General features: G+C 66.3%; 11 protein-coding genes and 1 tRNA gene. 1 reads left to right on the top strand and 11 read right to left on the bottom strand.

Translation table 11 applies throughout. The annotated features are described in order from the left end of the window. Positions 1-47: 47 nt before the first annotated feature. The 11 genes from OC490_RS45740 to OC490_RS45690 all read right to left on the bottom strand — a co-directional run bounded on the left by OC490_RS45740 (position 48) and on the right by OC490_RS45690 (position 14,307). Positions 48-3,947: a DNA-directed RNA polymerase subunit beta' gene (locus OC490_RS45740; protein ID WP_262063989.1), complete on the bottom strand. Its 3,900-nt coding sequence runs from the start codon at positions 3,945-3,947 to the stop codon at positions 48-50. Between the two features lie 94 nt (positions 3,948-4,041). After that, entirely contained in the window at positions 4,042-7,527 is a 3,486-nt protein-coding gene (gene rpoB / locus OC490_RS45735; RefSeq protein ID WP_200710702.1) for a DNA-directed RNA polymerase subunit beta, read from the bottom strand. Positions 7,528-8,098: 571 nt separating this feature from the next. After that, entirely contained in the window at positions 8,099-8,482 is a 384-nt protein-coding gene (gene rplL / locus OC490_RS45730) for a 50S ribosomal protein L7/L12 (RefSeq protein WP_262064007.1), read from the bottom strand. A 123-nt stretch (positions 8,483-8,605) separates the two neighbouring features. Next, the gene (gene rplJ / locus OC490_RS45725) at positions 8,606-9,136 is read right to left on the bottom strand and encodes a 50S ribosomal protein L10 (RefSeq protein WP_033279978.1); all 531 of its coding nucleotides are present in this window, start codon (positions 9,134-9,136) and stop codon (positions 8,606-8,608) included. Between the two features lie 265 nt (positions 9,137-9,401). After that, entirely contained in the window at positions 9,402-10,259 is an 858-nt protein-coding gene (locus tag OC490_RS45720; RefSeq protein ID WP_262063988.1) for a DUF1396 domain-containing protein, read from the bottom strand. Between the two features lie 129 nt (positions 10,260-10,388). Further along, the gene (locus tag OC490_RS45715) at positions 10,389-11,330 is read right to left on the bottom strand and encodes a hypothetical protein (RefSeq protein WP_262063987.1); all 942 of its coding nucleotides are present in this window, start codon (positions 11,328-11,330) and stop codon (positions 10,389-10,391) included. Between the two features lie 159 nt (positions 11,331-11,489). Beyond that, entirely contained in the window at positions 11,490-12,215 is a 726-nt protein-coding gene (rplA, locus tag OC490_RS45710) for a 50S ribosomal protein L1 (protein ID WP_200710700.1), read from the bottom strand. Between the two features lie 79 nt (positions 12,216-12,294). Next, positions 12,295-12,729 carry a 50S ribosomal protein L11 gene (gene rplK, locus OC490_RS45705; RefSeq protein ID WP_019072313.1) on the bottom strand — a complete coding sequence of 145 codons (435 nt, stop codon included), beginning with the start codon at positions 12,727-12,729 and terminating at the stop codon, positions 12,295-12,297. A 169-nt stretch (positions 12,730-12,898) separates the two neighbouring features. Beyond that, a complete protein-coding gene (gene nusG, locus OC490_RS45700) occupies positions 12,899-13,756 on the bottom strand; it encodes a transcription termination/antitermination protein NusG (RefSeq protein WP_262063986.1) in 858 nt (285 codons plus the stop codon). A 77-nt stretch (positions 13,757-13,833) separates the two neighbouring features. Continuing rightward, entirely contained in the window at positions 13,834-14,121 is a 288-nt protein-coding gene (secE, locus tag OC490_RS45695; protein ID WP_019055477.1) for a preprotein translocase subunit SecE, read from the bottom strand. Positions 14,122-14,234: 113 nt separating this feature from the next. Continuing rightward, positions 14,235-14,307: transfer RNA gene (locus OC490_RS45690), tRNA-Trp, on the bottom strand. A gap of 259 nt (positions 14,308-14,566) precedes the next feature. Between OC490_RS45690 and OC490_RS45685 the strand changes: the two genes are divergently transcribed. After that, positions 14,567-15,793, top strand: a complete 1,227-nt coding sequence (locus OC490_RS45685; protein ID WP_200679114.1) for a pyridoxal phosphate-dependent aminotransferase — start codon at positions 14,567-14,569, stop codon at positions 15,791-15,793. Positions 15,794-15,909: the final 116 nt, after the last annotated feature.

The following is a 15,909-nucleotide window of genomic DNA, read 5'->3' as shown; positions in this document are numbered from 1 at the left end:
CCCCGTACGAAACGGGGTGACCGCCCTCAGTACTTCAGAGCCGACTACTACTGGTTGTACGGACCGTAGTCGTAGTCCTCCAGCGGGACGGCCTGGCCGGAGCCGGTGCCGAACGGCGAGTAGTCGATGTCGTCGTAGCCGACGGCCGAGTACATCGCGGCCTTGGCCTCCTCGGTGGGCTCCACCCGGATGTTGCGGTAGCGGGACAGACCCGTACCGGCCGGGATGAGCTTACCGATGATGACGTTCTCCTTGAGGCCGATCAGGGAGTCGGACTTGGCGTTGATCGCCGCGTCCGTCAGAACCCTGGTCGTCTCCTGGAAGGACGCCGCCGACAGCCAGGACTCCGTGGCCAGCGAGGCCTTGGTGATACCCATGAGCTGCGGACGACCGGAGGCCGGGTGACCGCCCTCCTGGACCACACGACGGTTCTCCTGCTCGAAGCGGGAGCGCTCGACCAGCTCGCCGGGCAGCAGCTCGGCGTCGCCGGACTCGATGATCGTCACGCGGCGGAGCATCTGCCGGATGATGATCTCGATGTGCTTGTCGTGGATCGACACACCCTGCGAGTTGTAGACCTTCTGGACCTCGCCGACCAGGTGGACCTGGACGGCACGCTGACCCAGGATGCGCAGCACGTCGTGCGGGTTGGTGGCACCCACGGTGAGCTTCTGGCCCACCTCGACGTGCTCGCCCTCGCTGACCAGAAGACGGGCACGCTTCGAGATCGGGAACGCCGTCTCGTCGCTGCCGTCGTCCGGGGTGACGACGATCTTCTTGGTCTTCTCGGTCTCCTCGATCCGCACGCGGCCCTGGGCCTCGGAGATCGGGGCGACACCCTTCGGCGTACGAGCCTCGAAGAGCTCGACGACACGGGGCAGACCCTGGGTGATGTCGTCACCGGCCACACCACCGGTGTGGAAGGTACGCATCGTCAGCTGCGTGCCGGGCTCACCGATGGACTGGGCGGCGATGATGCCGACCGCCTCACCGATGTCGACCAGCTTGCCGGTGGCCAGCGAGCGGCCGTAGCACATGGCGCAGGTACCGACGGCGGACTCGCAGGTCAGGACCGAGCGGGTCTTGACCGTCTCGATGCCGTGCTTGACCAGCTCGTCGATGAGGACGTCGCCGAGGTCGGTGTTGGCCGGGGCCAGCACCTTGCCGTCGACGGTGATGTCCTCGGCCAGCGCACGGGCGTACACGCTGGTCTCGACGTTCTCGGCCTTGCGCAGGACACCGTCCGCGCCGCGCTCCGCGATGTGCAGCTTGAGGCCGCGGTCGGTGCCGCAGTCCTCCTCGCGGATGATGACGTCCTGGGAGACGTCGACGAGACGACGGGTGAGGTAACCCGAGTCGGCGGTACGCAGAGCCGTGTCCGCCAGACCCTTTCGAGCACCGTGCGTCGAGATGAAGTACTCCAGCACCGACAGGCCCTCACGGAAGGAGGCCTTGATCGGACGCGGGATCGTCTCGTTCTTGGCGTTCGACACCAGACCACGCATACCGGCGATCTGGCGCATCTGCATCATGTTTCCTCGGGCACCCGAGTCAACCATCATGAAGATGGGGTTCGTCTTGGGGAAGTTCTCGTTCATCGCCTCGGCGACCTCGTTGGTCGCCTGGGTCCAGATCTGGATGAGCTCCTGCGTGCGCTCTTCCTTGGTGATCAGACCGCGCTCGTACTGCTTCTGGACCTTCTCGTCCTTGGCCTCGTAGCCGGCGACGATCGCCTTCTTCGCCTCGGGCACGACGACGTCGGAGATGGCCACGGTGACACCGGAACGGGTCGCCCAGAAGAAGCCGGCCGCCTTCAGGTTGTCGAGCGTCGCCGCCACGATGACCTTGGGGTAGCGCTCGGCCAGGTCGTTGACGATCTCGGAGAGCTGCTTCTTGCCCACCGAGTAGTCGACGAACGGGTAGTCCTCGGGCAGCAGCTCGTTGAAGAGCGCGCGGCCCAGGGTCGTACGGAGGCGGAAGGTGTCACCCTGCTGCCACTCCGGCTCGCCCTCCTCGCGGACCGGCGGCACCCAGCCACGCGGCGGGATGGTGCCCACCGGGAAGCGGATGTCGACGGCCGACTGGAGCGCCAGCTCTCCGGCGTCGAACGCCATGGTCGCCTCGGCCGTGGAGCCGAACGCGCGGCCCTCGCCCTTGACGTCACGGAGCTCGCCGTCGGTGGTGAGGAAGAACAGACCCAGCACCATGTCCTGGGTCGGCATGGTGACGGGACGACCGTCGGCCGGCTTCAGGATGTTGTTCGAGGACAGCATCAGGATGCGGGCCTCGGCCTGCGCCTCCGCGGAGAGCGGCAGGTGCACGGCCATCTGGTCACCGTCGAAGTCCGCGTTGAACGCGGTGCAGACGAGCGGGTGGATCTGGATGGCCTTGCCCTCGACCAGCTGCGGCTCGAAGGCCTGGATGCCGAGGCGGTGCAGCGTGGGCGCACGGTTCAGCAGAACCGGGTGCTCCGCGATGACCTCTTCGAGGACGTCGTAGACGACCGTGCGACCGCGCTCGACCATCCGCTTCGCCGACTTGATGTTCTGCGCGTGGTTCAGGTCCACCAGGCGCTTCATCACGAACGGCTTGAAGAGCTCCAGCGCCATGGCCTTCGGCAGACCGCACTGGTGCAGCTTCAGCTGCGGACCGACGACGATCACGGAACGCGCGGAGTAGTCCACACGCTTGCCGAGCAGGTTCTGACGGAAGCGACCCTGCTTGCCCTTGAGCATGTCGGACAGCGACTTCAGCGGACGGTTGCCGGGGCCCGTCACCGGGCGGCCACGACGGCCGTTGTCGAAGAGCGCGTCGACGGCCTCCTGGAGCATGCGCTTCTCGTTGTTCACGATGATCTCGGGGGCACCGAGGTCGAGAAGGCGCTTCAGGCGGTTGTTGCGGTTGATCACACGGCGGTACAGGTCGTTCAGGTCGGAGGTCGCGAAGCGGCCACCGTCCAGCTGCACCATCGGGCGGAGGTCCGGCGGGATGACCGGGACGCAGTCGAGAACCATGCCCTTGGGGCTGTTGGAGGTCTGCAGGAACGCAGACACGACCTTCAGCCGCTTCAGGGCGCGGGTCTTCTTCTGGCCCTTGCCGGTGCGGATGATCTCGCGGAGGCGCTCGGCCTCCTCGTCGAGGTCGAAGGACTCCAGGCGCTTCTGCAGCGCCGCGGCACCCATCGAACCGTCGAAGTAGGTGCCGAAGCGGTCGCGCAGCTCGCGGTAGAGCAGCTCGTCACCTTCGAGGTCCTGGACCTTGAGGTTCTTGAACCGGGTCCACACCTCGTCCAGGCGGTCGATCTCGCGCTGCGCACGGTCGCGCAGCTGCTTCATCTCCCGCTCGGCGCCTTCGCGCACCTTGCGGCGCACGTCGGCCTTGGCACCCTCGGCCTCCAGCTCGGCCAGGTCGGCCTCGAGCTTCTTGGCGCGGGCTTCGAGGTCGGAGTCACGCCGGTTCTCGACCTGCTGACGCTCCACGGAGACATGCGCCTCCAGGGAGGGCAGGTCGCGGGTGCGGCGCTCCTCGTCGACGAACGTGATCATGTACGCCGCGAAGTAGATGACCTTTTCGAGGTCCTTCGGGGCGAGGTCGAGCAGGTATCCCAGCCGGGACGGGACACCCTTGAAGTACCAGATGTGCGTGACGGGCGCGGCCAGTTCGATGTGGCCCATCCGCTCACGGCGCACCTTGGCGCGGGTCACCTCGACGCCGCAGCGCTCACAGATGATGCCCTTGAAGCGAACGCGCTTGTACTTGCCGCAGTAGCACTCCCAGTCCCGGGTCGGACCGAAGATCTTCTCGCAGAAGAGTCCGTCCTTTTCGGGCTTGAGCGTGCGGTAGTTGATGGTCTCGGGCTTCTTGACCTCGCCGTGGCTCCACTGACGGATGTCGTCAGCGGTTGCCAGACCGATCCGGAGCTCATCGAAGAAGTTGACGTCGAGCACTATGCGTCAATCCCTCTCAGGGTTGTAAGTCTTGGGGTCTGATACGGGGGTCCTGGGGCCGGAGACCTGCTTGGCGCAGGTCTCCGGACTCCCGTCAGACCTCTTCGACGCTGCTCGGCTCGCGCCGGGACAGGTCGATGCCGAGCTCCTCCGCTGCGCGGAAGACATCCTCGTCGGTGTCACGCATCTCGATGGACATACCGTCACTGGACAGCACCTCCACGTTCAGGCAGAGCGACTGCATCTCCTTGATGAGCACCTTGAAGGACTCGGGGATGCCGGGCTCGGGGATGTTCTCGCCCTTGACGATGGCCTCGTAGACCTTCACGCGGCCGGTGACGTCGTCGGACTTGATGGTCAGCAGTTCCTGGAGGGCGTAAGCGGCGCCATAAGCCTCCAGCGCCCACACCTCCATCTCGCCGAAGCGCTGACCACCGAACTGCGCCTTACCACCCAGCGGCTGCTGGGTGATCATCGAGTACGGACCGGTCGAACGGGCGTGCAGCTTGTCGTCGACCAGGTGGTGCAGCTTCAGGATGTACATGTAGCCGATCGAGATCGGCTCCGGGAACGGCTCGCCGGAGCGGCCGTCGAACAGGTTGGCCTTTCCGGACGCCTGGACGAGGCGGTCGCCGTCGCGGTTCGGGATCGTGGCCTCGAAGAGACCGGAGATCTCGTCCTCGCGGGCACCGTCGAAGACCGGGGTCGCGACGTTGGTGCCCGGGGCGACCTGGTCGGCGCCGATGACCTGCAGGCGCCGCGCCCAGTCCTCACTGAGCCCGGAGACGTCCCAGCCGCGGCTGGCGAGCCAGCCGAGGTGGATCTCCAGGACCTGTCCCGGGTTCATTCGGGACGGGACACCCAGCGGGTTCAGGATGATGTCGACCGGGGTGCCGTCCTCAAGGAACGGCATGTCCTCGATCGGCAGGATCTTCGAAATAACACCCTTGTTGCCGTGACGGCCGGCCAGCTTGTCGCCGTCGGTGATCTTGCGCTTCTGCGCAACATACACCCGGACCAACTGGTTGACGCCGGGCGGCAGTTCGTCGCCCTCCTCGCGGTCGAAGACGCGGACGCCGATGACCTTGCCGATCTCGCCGTGCGGCACCTTCAGCGAGGTGTCGCGCACTTCGCGCGCCTTCTCACCGAAGATCGCGCGGAGCAGGCGCTCCTCGGGGGTCAGCTCGGTCTCACCCTTGGGCGTGACCTTGCCGACGAGGATGTCACCGGCGACGACCTCGGCACCGATCCGGATGATGCCGCGCTCGTCGAGGTCGGCGAGGACCTCCTCGGAGACGTTCGGGATGTCCCGGGTGATCTCCTCGGGGCCGAGCTTGGTGTCACGGGCGTCGACCTCGTGCTCCTCGATGTGGATCGAGGAGAGGACGTCGTCCTGCACGAGGCGCTGCGACAGGATGATCGCGTCCTCGTAGTTGTGACCCTCCCACGGCATGAACGCCACGAGCAGGTTCTTGCCGAGCGCCATCTCGCCGAACTCGGTCGCCGGACCGTCGGCCAGCACCTGGTTGGCGACGACCCGGGCGCCCTCGTCCACGACAACCTTCTGGTTGACGGAGGTGCCCTGGTTGGAGCGGGAGAACTTGGCGAGGCGGTACGTGGTGTACGTGCCGTCGTCGTTGGCGGTGGTGATGTAGTCCGCGGAGACCTCCTGGACCACACCGTCCTTCTCCGACTTCAGGACGTCACCGGCGTCGACCGCGCAGCGGTACTCCATGCCGGTGCCGACCAGCGGCGCCTCGGACTTGATGAGGGGCACGGCCTGACGCATCATGTTCGCGCCCATGAGGGCACGGTTGGCGTCGTCGTGCTCCAGGAACGGGATCATCGCGGTCGCGACCGACACCATCTGGCGCGGGGAGACGTCCATGTAGTCGACGTCGTCACCGGGGACGTAGTCGACCTCGCCGCCGCGGATGCGGACCAGGACGCGGGACTCCTCGAAGCGGAACTCCTCCGTCAGCGGCGCGTTGGCCTGCGCGATGACGAATCGGTCCTCTTCGTCGGCCGTCAGGTAGTCGACCTCGTCGGTGACGACACCGTCGGTGACCCGGCGGTACGGCGTCTCGACGAAACCGAACGCGTTGACGCGGCCGTAGGAGGCGAGCGAGCCGATCAGGCCGATGTTCGGGCCTTCCGGGGTCTCGATCGGGCACATGCGGCCGTAGTGCGAGGGGTGCACGTCACGGACCTCGAAGCCGGCCCGCTCACGGGAGAGACCACCCGGGCCAAGAGCCGACAGACGGCGCTTGTGGGTGAGACCCGACAGCGGGTTGTTCTGGTCCATGAACTGCGACAGCTGGCTGGTGCCGAAGAACTCCTTGATGGAGGCGACGACCGGCCGGATGTTGATCAGGGTCTGCGGCGTGATCGCCTCGACGTCCTGGGTCGTCATCCGCTCGCGGACGACTCGCTCCATACGCGCCAGACCCGTACGGACCTGGTTCTGGATGAGCTCGCCGACGTTGCGCAGACGACGGTTGCCGAAGTGGTCGATGTCGTCGGTCTCGACGACGATCGTGGTGCCGTTGTCACCGACGGTCTCGGTCTCGCCGGCGTGCAGCTTCACCAGGTACTTGATCGACGAGATGATGTCCTCGACGGTCAGCACACCGGCGTCCAGCGGGGCTTCGCCGCCCAGCTTCTTGTTGACCTTGTAGCGGCCGACCTTGGCGAGGTCGTAGCGCTTCGGGTTGAAGTAGAGGTTCTCCAGAAGCGTCTGCGCGGCCTCACGGGTCGGGGGCTCGCCCGGACGCAGCTTGCGGTAGATGTCGAGGAGCGCGTCGTCCTGGCCCTGGGTGTGGTCCTTCTCCAGGGTGGCGCGCATGGACTCGTACTCGCCGAACTCCTCGAGGATCTGCTCGGTCGTCCAACCGAGAGCCTTGAGCAGGACGGTGACGGACTGCTTGCGCTTGCGGTCGATGCGGACACCGACCATGTCGCGCTTGTCGATCTCCATCTCCAGCCAGGCACCCCGGGAGGGGATCACCTTGGCGGAGAAGATGTCCTTGTCGGACGTCTTGTCGATCGAGGAGTCGAAGTAGACGCCCGGCGAACGGACCAGCTGCGACACGACGACACGCTCGGTGCCGTTGATGACGAAGGTGCCCTTGTTGGTCATGAGCGGGAAGTCGCCCATGAAGACCGTCTGGGACTTGATCTCGCCGGTCTCGTTGTTGGTGAACTCAGCGGTTACGAAGAGCGGGGCGGCGTACGTGAAGTCGCGCTCCTTGCACTCGTCGATGCTGTTCTTGGGAGGTTCGAAACGGTGGTCGCGGAAGGTCAGCGACATCGACCCGGAGAAGTCCTCGATCGGAGAGATCTCCTCGAAGATCTCCTCCAGACCGGACTTGGTGGGGACGTCCTGACCCGACTCCAGAGCCGCCTCGACCCGACTCTGCCAGGCGGTGTTGCCGAGCAGCCAGTCGAAGCTCTCGGTCTGCAACGCGAGCAGGTTGGGAACCTCGAGGGGCTCCTTGATCTTTGCAAAGGAGATGCGCAGCGGGGCGGTGCTGGCGCCGTTGTTCATATTCGCGGTCGAGGCAGTGCGCGAGGCGGCCAAGAGGGGGTCCTTCCGAGGGCTCGGACTCACTACGCGCGTACCGGCCCCTCGCAGGGGCAAGGAGACATGGACTTCCTGAGACGGCCCGGAAAGGCCAGGTCAGAGATGGTCCGGTCATCGATGCTCAAGTGAGGGCATGCCCCTGGTGACGGGCAGGGAGCAGCTAACAGGCAGCGCAAAGGGTCAGTGTAGCCACTTGGCGCACTGATGTCCAGCCCCGCTTTTTTGAGACCCTCGTCGTGCTCAACACCCTCGGCAAGCTCACGTCCTCAACGCGTTGATACTGCCCTCTTCGCCGCCGATCCATGCCTCGGATTCGGATCGTTGTGACGACGCGTCCTGAGAATTGCGCGCTGCGTGCAGTTCGTCAAGGCCTCCATGGCCCACACCACATGCCACCAGGGATGCTCGGAGGCACGAAGAAGATCACCATACTCCGCGAACCCCTGACCGCAAGGCTGCCGCTCACCCGACCCGGGAACGCCGAAGAGCGACCACCCAGATGGATGATCGCTCTTCGGTGCTTAGGCGTTACAAGGTCCTTGGGACCTCGTCCACGACCTCGACGGTGTTACTTGACCTCGACGGAGGCGCCGGCGGCCTTGAGGGACTCGGCGGCCTTCTCGGCGACGTCCTTGGCGACCTTCTCGACGACGGGCTTCGGGGCGCCGTCCACGAGGTCCTTGGCCTCCTTCAGACCCAGGGAGGTCAGCTCACGCACGACCTTGATGACCTGGATCTTCTTCTCGCCGGCACCCGTGAGGATGACGTCGAACTCGTCCTGCTCCTCCGGGGCGTCGGCAACGGCGGCCGGGCCGGCCGGACCGGCGACGGCGACCGCAGCGGCGGCGGTGACGTCGAACTTCTCCTCGAACGCCTTCACGAACTCGGAAAGCTGGATGAGGGTCATGGTCTCGAACTCGGCGAGCAGTTCGTCCTGGGTGAGAGCCACGATGGCTTCCTTCCACTAATTTTCGGCTGGTGCCGGTGTGTACATGTCTGGCGGGCGTACGTTCGGCCCGCTACGACCACTGCCTTGGGCTGGCTGCTTCAGGCGGCGGTCATGCTGCGAGCCGAATTACTCGGCACCGCCCTGCTCTTCTTGCTTGGCGCGAAGGGCGTCCACCGTGCGGACGAGCTTCGACGGGAGCGCCTGGAAGAGCTGCGCAGCCTGAGTCTGCTTGCCCTTGAAGGCACCCGCCAGCTTGGAGAGCAGAACCTCGCGGGACTCAAGGTCCGCGAGCTTCTTGATCTCGTCGGCGGACAGCGCCTTGCCGTCAAGGACACCGCCCTTGATGACGAGGTTCGGGTTGTCCTTGGCGAAGTCACGAAGACCCTTCGCCGACTCCACCGGGTCACCGGTGATGAAGGCGACCGCCGTCGGACCGTTGAACAGGTCGTCGAGCGTAGAGATCCCGGCCTCGTTGGCCGCAATCTTGGTCAGCGTGTTCTTCACCACGGCGTACTGGGCGTTCTCACCGAGCGAACGACGCAGCGTCTTGAGCTGCGCCACAGTGAGACCCCGGTACTCGGTCAGCACGGCGGCGTTCGAGTCGCGGAACTGTCCCGCGAGCTCGGCTACCGCGGCAGCCTTGTCGGGCCTTGCCATAGAGCGTCGGCCTCCTTCCGGGTGATGAGGACCGCTCAGAAGGGGCTGGGACAGAGAAAACGCCCCGGCGCAGGCGCACGGGGCGTAGCTCGACCGGAAACAACGTTCCCGGGAGCACATCCAGTTCACCTGCGCGGGTCGTCCACTGTTCAGCGGATCCTTCGGTCACCACACCCTTTGACAGGCACGGCAACGACCAGCGGTCTTTGGCTTCTTCACCACCGTACGCGAGCGTCACGGATTCAAGCAAATCCGCCCGTACGGCTCAGCCCTGGGCGTCCTTCATCAGCTGGGCGAGGTCGGTGGTGTCCTTCGCCGCCGGGGCGGTGACCGTCACCGGTTCATTGACGTCGAGGAAGGTGACCGTCATGTCGAGCGGGCCCTTGTCGCCCTCGCCGCGCATCCGGAACCGCTTGGTGTGGTGGTCGCCGTCGACCCACATGTCCATGGTGAGCGCGTCGACGCCCATCTTCTCGTAACTCTCGACGCTCTTCGCGCGCCGCTCCCGGGTGTCCTTGTCCTCGCCCTCGGCCGCGGCGGCCCTGACGTCGGCGAGGGTGACCTTGCCCGCGTAGTGGGTGGTGCGCACCCCGTCGACGGTCTCGGTGCCGACCTTCCTCACGTCCTTGGCGCCGGTGAGGAAGGCGGCCTCGGCGGCCGGGTTCTTGTCGGCCTCGGCCGCGCCGGCCCCGTTGGCGGTGAGGTTGTTCCCCAGGCCGCCCAGGGCCGACATGTCGAGCTTCAGCCAGTGCTTGCCGCCGAGTTCCTTGGCCGTTTCGGCGCCGCCGTCGAGGTAGAGCGCCTTGTCCACGACGCGCACCTGCACCGTGGAGCCGGTCCTGGCCGAGGTCATCCTCATGCTCATGGCCTGGGGTTTCATGCTCATGGCCGCCTCGGCCGTGATCTTCCCCTCGCCGGGCATCGTGCCGGCCATCCGGTAGCGGAGCGACGTGATGTCCTGTGTCCGCTTCGCCGCCTCGGCCACGGCCGCCGCGGGCGCCATGTCCGGCGAGGAGTCCGCGGCGAGCTTCGAGCAGCCGACCGCTCCCCCGGCGAGGAGCAGGGCGACGAGCCCGGCACCGGCCGCTCTGCGGCGCGTGGCACGACGTACGGAAGACCCCATTGATTCCCCCCGAGGAACCCGACAGCCACAAGGAACACATGGCCGATTCACAGCAGAAGCCGTGAGCCTAACCTCGGGCCGGTTCGGCGGTCATCCGAATTCCCTTGGGCCTACGGCCAGTTGGGCGGCTCAGGAGCTGGTGCCGGACCCGGTCGCCGTGTCGGCGCTGCCCGGTGTCACCCCCTGTTTCTTGAGCAGCGTCATGAAGTCCTCGGTGTCGCTCGCCGGGGGCACGGTGGCCTCGACCTTCACGCCGTAGTCGCTGTAGTAGGCGGTCTGGCTGTACTCGCCCGACGACATCTCGCCCTTCTCGACCTTCTTGACCAGCAGGTCCTTGGCGTTGATCCAGATGTCGACCCGCTCCGTGGAGACGCCGGCCGAGGTGAGCTGCTTCTTCAGGCCTTCGAGCTGGCTCGCGGTGAGGTTGGAGTTCTTCGAGGCGAGGTCCGCGACGTTCACCGTGCCCGAGTAGTGCGTGGTCTGCTGGCCGCGGACCGATTCCGTGCCGACCTTCTTGACGTCCCCGGAGGCGAGCAGGAGCTTCACCGACTGGTTCGGGGTGGAGTTCTGCATCTGGTCCTTGAGGTACGCGCCGGAGCTGCCGCCGAGCTTGGCGAGGTCGTCGTACGCGTACTTGATCCAGTGCTTGCCGCCGGCCTGCTCGGCGAACTTCTCGCCCATCTTGGCGTAGTAGGCGTCGGGCAGATAGCGCGCCTCCATCGAGGTGCTGCCCGCCGCGCGCATCGCGTCGGCCATCGTGCCGCCGGTGTAGTTCATCGTGAGGGTGCCGCTGATGCCGTCGCTCCAGCCGAGGTTGCCCTTGGCGTCCATGGACATCAGGGTGCCCAGGACCGTGGAGGACTCGACCTTGGCCGAGTCGGCCTTGTCGGTGGACTGCTCAGCGGTGCGCAGGGCCGCTATGGGGCTCACATGGGCCGTGCCCTTGCCGACCGTCTTGTCGTCCTTGCCGGAGCCCCCGGAGGAGCCCGTGGAACTGCAGGCGGCCACCGAGGCCAGCGCGGTCCCCAGCGCGATCGAGAGACCCATCCTGCGCACGGTCCTGCTCTTCATCCGTCCCCCACCTCTAAAGCGATTGCTGTGCCTGCCTCAAACGCTAGCGCAGGGCACTGACACCCCGTACGAAAGAGGACGAGCCCCGCACCTCGAAGGTTGCGGGGCTCGTCCAATTCTGACGCGTACGCGACGCGGCTACCGGGGTGAGCGCGGGGCTCAGACGGCGGCCGGGTCCTCCTCGACGAGGAGGTTGCGGGTGCGGTTCGGGTCGAGCGGAATGCCGGGGCCGATCGTGGTGCTGATCGCGGCCTTCTTGATGTAGCGACCCTTGGCGGCGGACGGCTTCAGACGGAGGATCTCCTCCAGGGCCGCGCCGTAGTTCTCCACCAGCTGGGTGTCGTCGAAGGACGACTTGCCGATGATGAAGTGCAGGTTCGAGTGCTTGTCGACGCGGAACTCGATCTTGCCACCCTTGATCTCGGTGACAGCCTTGGCGACGTCCGGGGTCACGGTGCCGGTCTTGGGGTTCGGCATGAGACCACGGGGACCGAGCACGCGGCCGAGGCGGCCGACCTTGCCCATGAGGTCCGGGGTGGCGACGACGGCGTCGAAGTCCAGCCGGCCCTTCGCCACCTCGTCGATGAGTTCGTCGGAGCCGACGATGTCGGCGCCCGCGGCGGTCGCGGCCTCGGCACGGTCACCGGTCGCGAAGACCAGGACCCGGGCGGTCTTGCCGGTGCCGTGCGGGAGGTTCACGGTGCCACGGACCATCTGGTCGGCCTTGCGCGGGTCGACACCCAGGCGGAAGGCGACCTCGACGGTGCCGTCGAACTTGGAGGTGGAGGTCTCCTTGGCGAGACGGACGGCCTCGAGCGGGGCGTAGAGCTTGTCCCGGTCGATCTTGGCGTCCGCAGCGCGGAGAGACTTGCTGCGCTTGCTCACTACTGCTCCTGTGTGTGTTCTGAGGAGTCGTGGTGTGGGCCGAGCAGGCCCTGCCACGGTCTTTCCTACGAGGTGAAGGTCAGCCCTCGACCGTGATGCCCATGGAACGGGCGGTGCCGGCGATGATCTTCGACGCGGCGTCCAGGTCGTTGGCGTTCAGGTCGGGAAGCTTGGTCGTGGCGATCTCACGGACCTGCGCCTGGGTGATCTTGGCGACCTTGGTCTTGTGCGGCTCGCCCGAGCCCTTCTCGACACCCGCGGCCTTGAGGATCATCTTCGCGGCCGGCGGAGTCTTGGTGACGAAGGTGAAGGAGCGGTCTTCGTAGACCGTGATCTCCACCGGGATCACCCAGCCACGCTGCGACTCGGTCGCCGCGTTGTAGGCCTTGCAGAACTCCATGATGTTGACGCCGTGCTGACCGAGCGCGGGGCCGACCGGCGGGGCCGGGTTCGCCGCACCGGCGTTGATCTGGAGCTTGATAAGCCCCGTGACCTTCTTCTTCTTGGGAGGCATTGCTCTCTCCGGGTCCTAGTGAGAGTGTTCGGCCGCCGTCCGGTTAATCCGGATGGAGGCATACCGCACAACGATAACGGGTATCTGTGCGCGGCCAAAAACCGAGCAGGTCAGAGGGGCTTTTGACAGCCCGTCTGACCTGCTCGGAAGACGTACGTCCAGGGAGAAACTAGTTCTTCTGGATCTGGTCGAAGGAGAGCTCCACCGGCGTCTCGCGGCCGAAGATCTCGACGAGACCCTTGACCTTCTTCGAGTCGGCGTTGATCTCGTTGATGGTCGCCTGCAGCGTCGCGAACGGGCCGTCGGTGACGGTGACCGAGTCGCCGACCTCGAAGTCCAGCACCTGGACCTCGACCTTGCGCTGCGGAACCGGCTTGCCCTCGGCCTCGGCGGCCTCGCGGGCGGCCTTCTCCTCGGCCTCCGGGGCGAGCATCTTGACGATCTCGTCCAGGGTCAGCGGGTACGGGTCGTAGGCGTTGCCCACGAAGCCGGTGACGCCGGGGGTGTTGCGGACGACGCCCCAGGACTCGTTCGTCAGGTCCATGCGGACCAGGACGTAGCCCGGGAGCTTGTTCTGCTTGATGGTCTTGCGGTCGCCGTTCTTGATCTGGACGACCTCTTCCTGCGGCACCTCGGCCTGGAAGATGTAGTCCTCGACGTTCAGCGAGACGGCGCGCTGCTCCAGGTTGGTCTTCACGCGGTTCTCGTAGCCGGCGTACGTGTGGATGACGTACCACTCGCCGGGGAGGGTGCGGAGTTCCTCGCGCAGGGCGACCACCGGGTCGACGGGCTCGGCCGGTTCGGCCTCTTCCTCGTCGTCCTCGGGCACGGTCTCGTCGTCGAGGTCCTCGGTCGCTTCCTCGTCCTCGTCCTCGACGTGCAGGGCGGCTTCCTCGGCGGGCTCGCCCGCTTCGGCGTCGGCAGCCTCGACCTCGTCCAGCTCCTCGTCCGCGCCCTCGACGATGTCGAGTTCGTCTTCCACGGACTCGTCCGGCTCGACGGCCTCGTTCAGGTTCGGGTCAGACACGTGGCTGCTTCTTCCTGGATACATGGGGGTGGAACACGCGAAAGGGGCGCCGGTCAGGGCGCCCTTCGCTTCCGGCCTCAGCCGAAGACGTACTTCGCGGCGTGATTCAGTCCGTAGTCAATCACGGTCACCAGACCGATCATGATGACGACGAAGACGATCACGACGGTCGTGTACGTCGTCAGCTGGTTGCGCGTCGGCCAGACGACCTTGCGGAGTTCCGCGACGATCTGGCGATAGAAGATGCCGAGTCGCTTCAGCGGGCCCTTCTTGGCGCGCTTACCGCCCTTGCGGGCCTTCTTCTTGGACTCCGACACCTCGTCCTGGGCATCAGGCATGTCGATGGAGCCCACGGCGTCCGCCATTCATCCTCACCTGTTCCCGGGTCGTGGCCGTGCCGCGCCCGGTCTGAGCCGCACGGCGGTGCATTGCTGTACGTACATGCGCTGCGCACACATCTTGGTGAAGGTGTGTGTAGCAGGGCCGGAGGGACTTGAACCCCCAACCGCCGGTTTTGGAGACCGGTGCTCTACCAATTGAGCTACGACCCTTTGTGACATCCCCAACGTACCGCATCCACCCGGGTGCTCGGTGTGCACCAAGTAGGGCGCGGCTGCTGAAGGCCAACGAGGTAGGAGTGTACGTGCTCCTGAGGCGGTCGTCGAACAGAAAGTGCCTGTACGGGGATTGCCGACGGAAGATCGCCCAGGCGGGAGCGGGAATCCGGACGGTTGTTCAATGCCCGCCCGATCCTGTTCAGTCTGTGAAACCGGTGTGCCGGGCGGGTTTCGGGTCTGAAACGATGGGCCCATGAGCGCCTCAACCCCTCCCACCGAGCGCCGGGTCTCCGCCCGAGTCGGCGCGATCTCCGAGTCCGCCACCCTCGCCGTGGACGCCAAGGCCAAGGCCCTCAAGGCCGCCGGACGTCCGGTGATCGGCTTCGGCGCGGGTGAACCGGACTTCCCGACTCCGGACTACGTCGTCCAGGCCGCGATCGAGGCCTGCTCGAACCCCAAGTACCACCGCTACACCCCGGCCGGCGGTCTGCCGGAGCTGAAGGCGGCGATCGCCGCGAAGACGCTGCGCGACTCGGGCTACGAGGTGGACGCCTCGCAGATCCTGGTCACCAACGGCGGCAAGCAGGCCATCTACGAGGCCTTCGCCGCGATCCTCGACCCGGGCGACGAGGTCATCGTCCCGGCGCCGTACTGGACGACGTACCCGGAGTCGATCCGTCTCGCCGGCGGTGTCCCCGTGGACGTCGTCGCCGACGAGACGACCGGTTACCGCGTCTCCGTCGAGCAGTTGGAGGCCGCGCGCACCGAGAACACCAAGGTCGTCCTCTTCGTCTCGCCGTCCAACCCGACCGGCGCCGTCTACAGCGAGGCCGAGGCCGAGGCGATCGGCCGCTGGGCCGTCGAGCACGGCCTGTGGGTCATGACGGACGAGATCTACGAACACCTCGTCTACGGAGACGCGAAGTTCACCTCGCTGCCGGCGATCCTGCCGGAGCTGCGCGACAAGTGCATCGTGGTCAACGGCGTCGCCAAGACGTACGCGATGACCGGCTGGCGGGTGGGCTGGATCATCGGCCCGAAGGACGTCGTCAAGGCCGCGACCAACCTCCAGTCGCACGCCACCTCGAACGTCTCGAACGTGGCCCAGGTCGCCGCGCTGGCCGCTGTCTCCGGCAACCTGGACGCCGTCGCGAAGATGGGCGAGGCCTTCGACCGCCGCCGTAAGACGATCGTGCACATGCTGAACGAGATCGACGGCGTGCTGTGCCCGGAGCCCGAGGGCGCGTTCTACGTCTACCCGTCGGTCAAGGCCCTGCTCGGCAAGGAGATCCGCGGCAAGCGCCCGCAGGACTCGGTCGAGCTGGCCGCGCTGATCCTGGAGGAGGCCGAGGTCGCGGTCGTCCCGGGCGAGGCCTTCGGGACCCCCGGTTACCTGCGGCTGTCGTACGCCCTGGGTGACGAGGACCTCGTCGAGGGCGTGAGCCGCATCCAGAAGCTGCTGGCGGAGGCCCAGGACTGACGTTTTTCGTGCTCCACGCGTGCGTGCGGGCCGTTTCCCTCCGGGGAGGCGGCCCGTTGCTTTGTGCGAGCAAGACCACTATCGGGGAAAGCGGTACCGGGACGACGGGAACGTAC

Source organism: Streptomyces sp. STR69, assembly GCF_024519455.1.
In the GTDB taxonomy this organism is placed as follows: Bacteria; Actinomycetota; Actinomycetes; order Streptomycetales; family Streptomycetaceae; genus Streptomyces.
The sequence above is the reverse complement of the archived record's forward strand: the minus strand, read 5'-3'. Positions and strand labels throughout refer to the sequence as shown.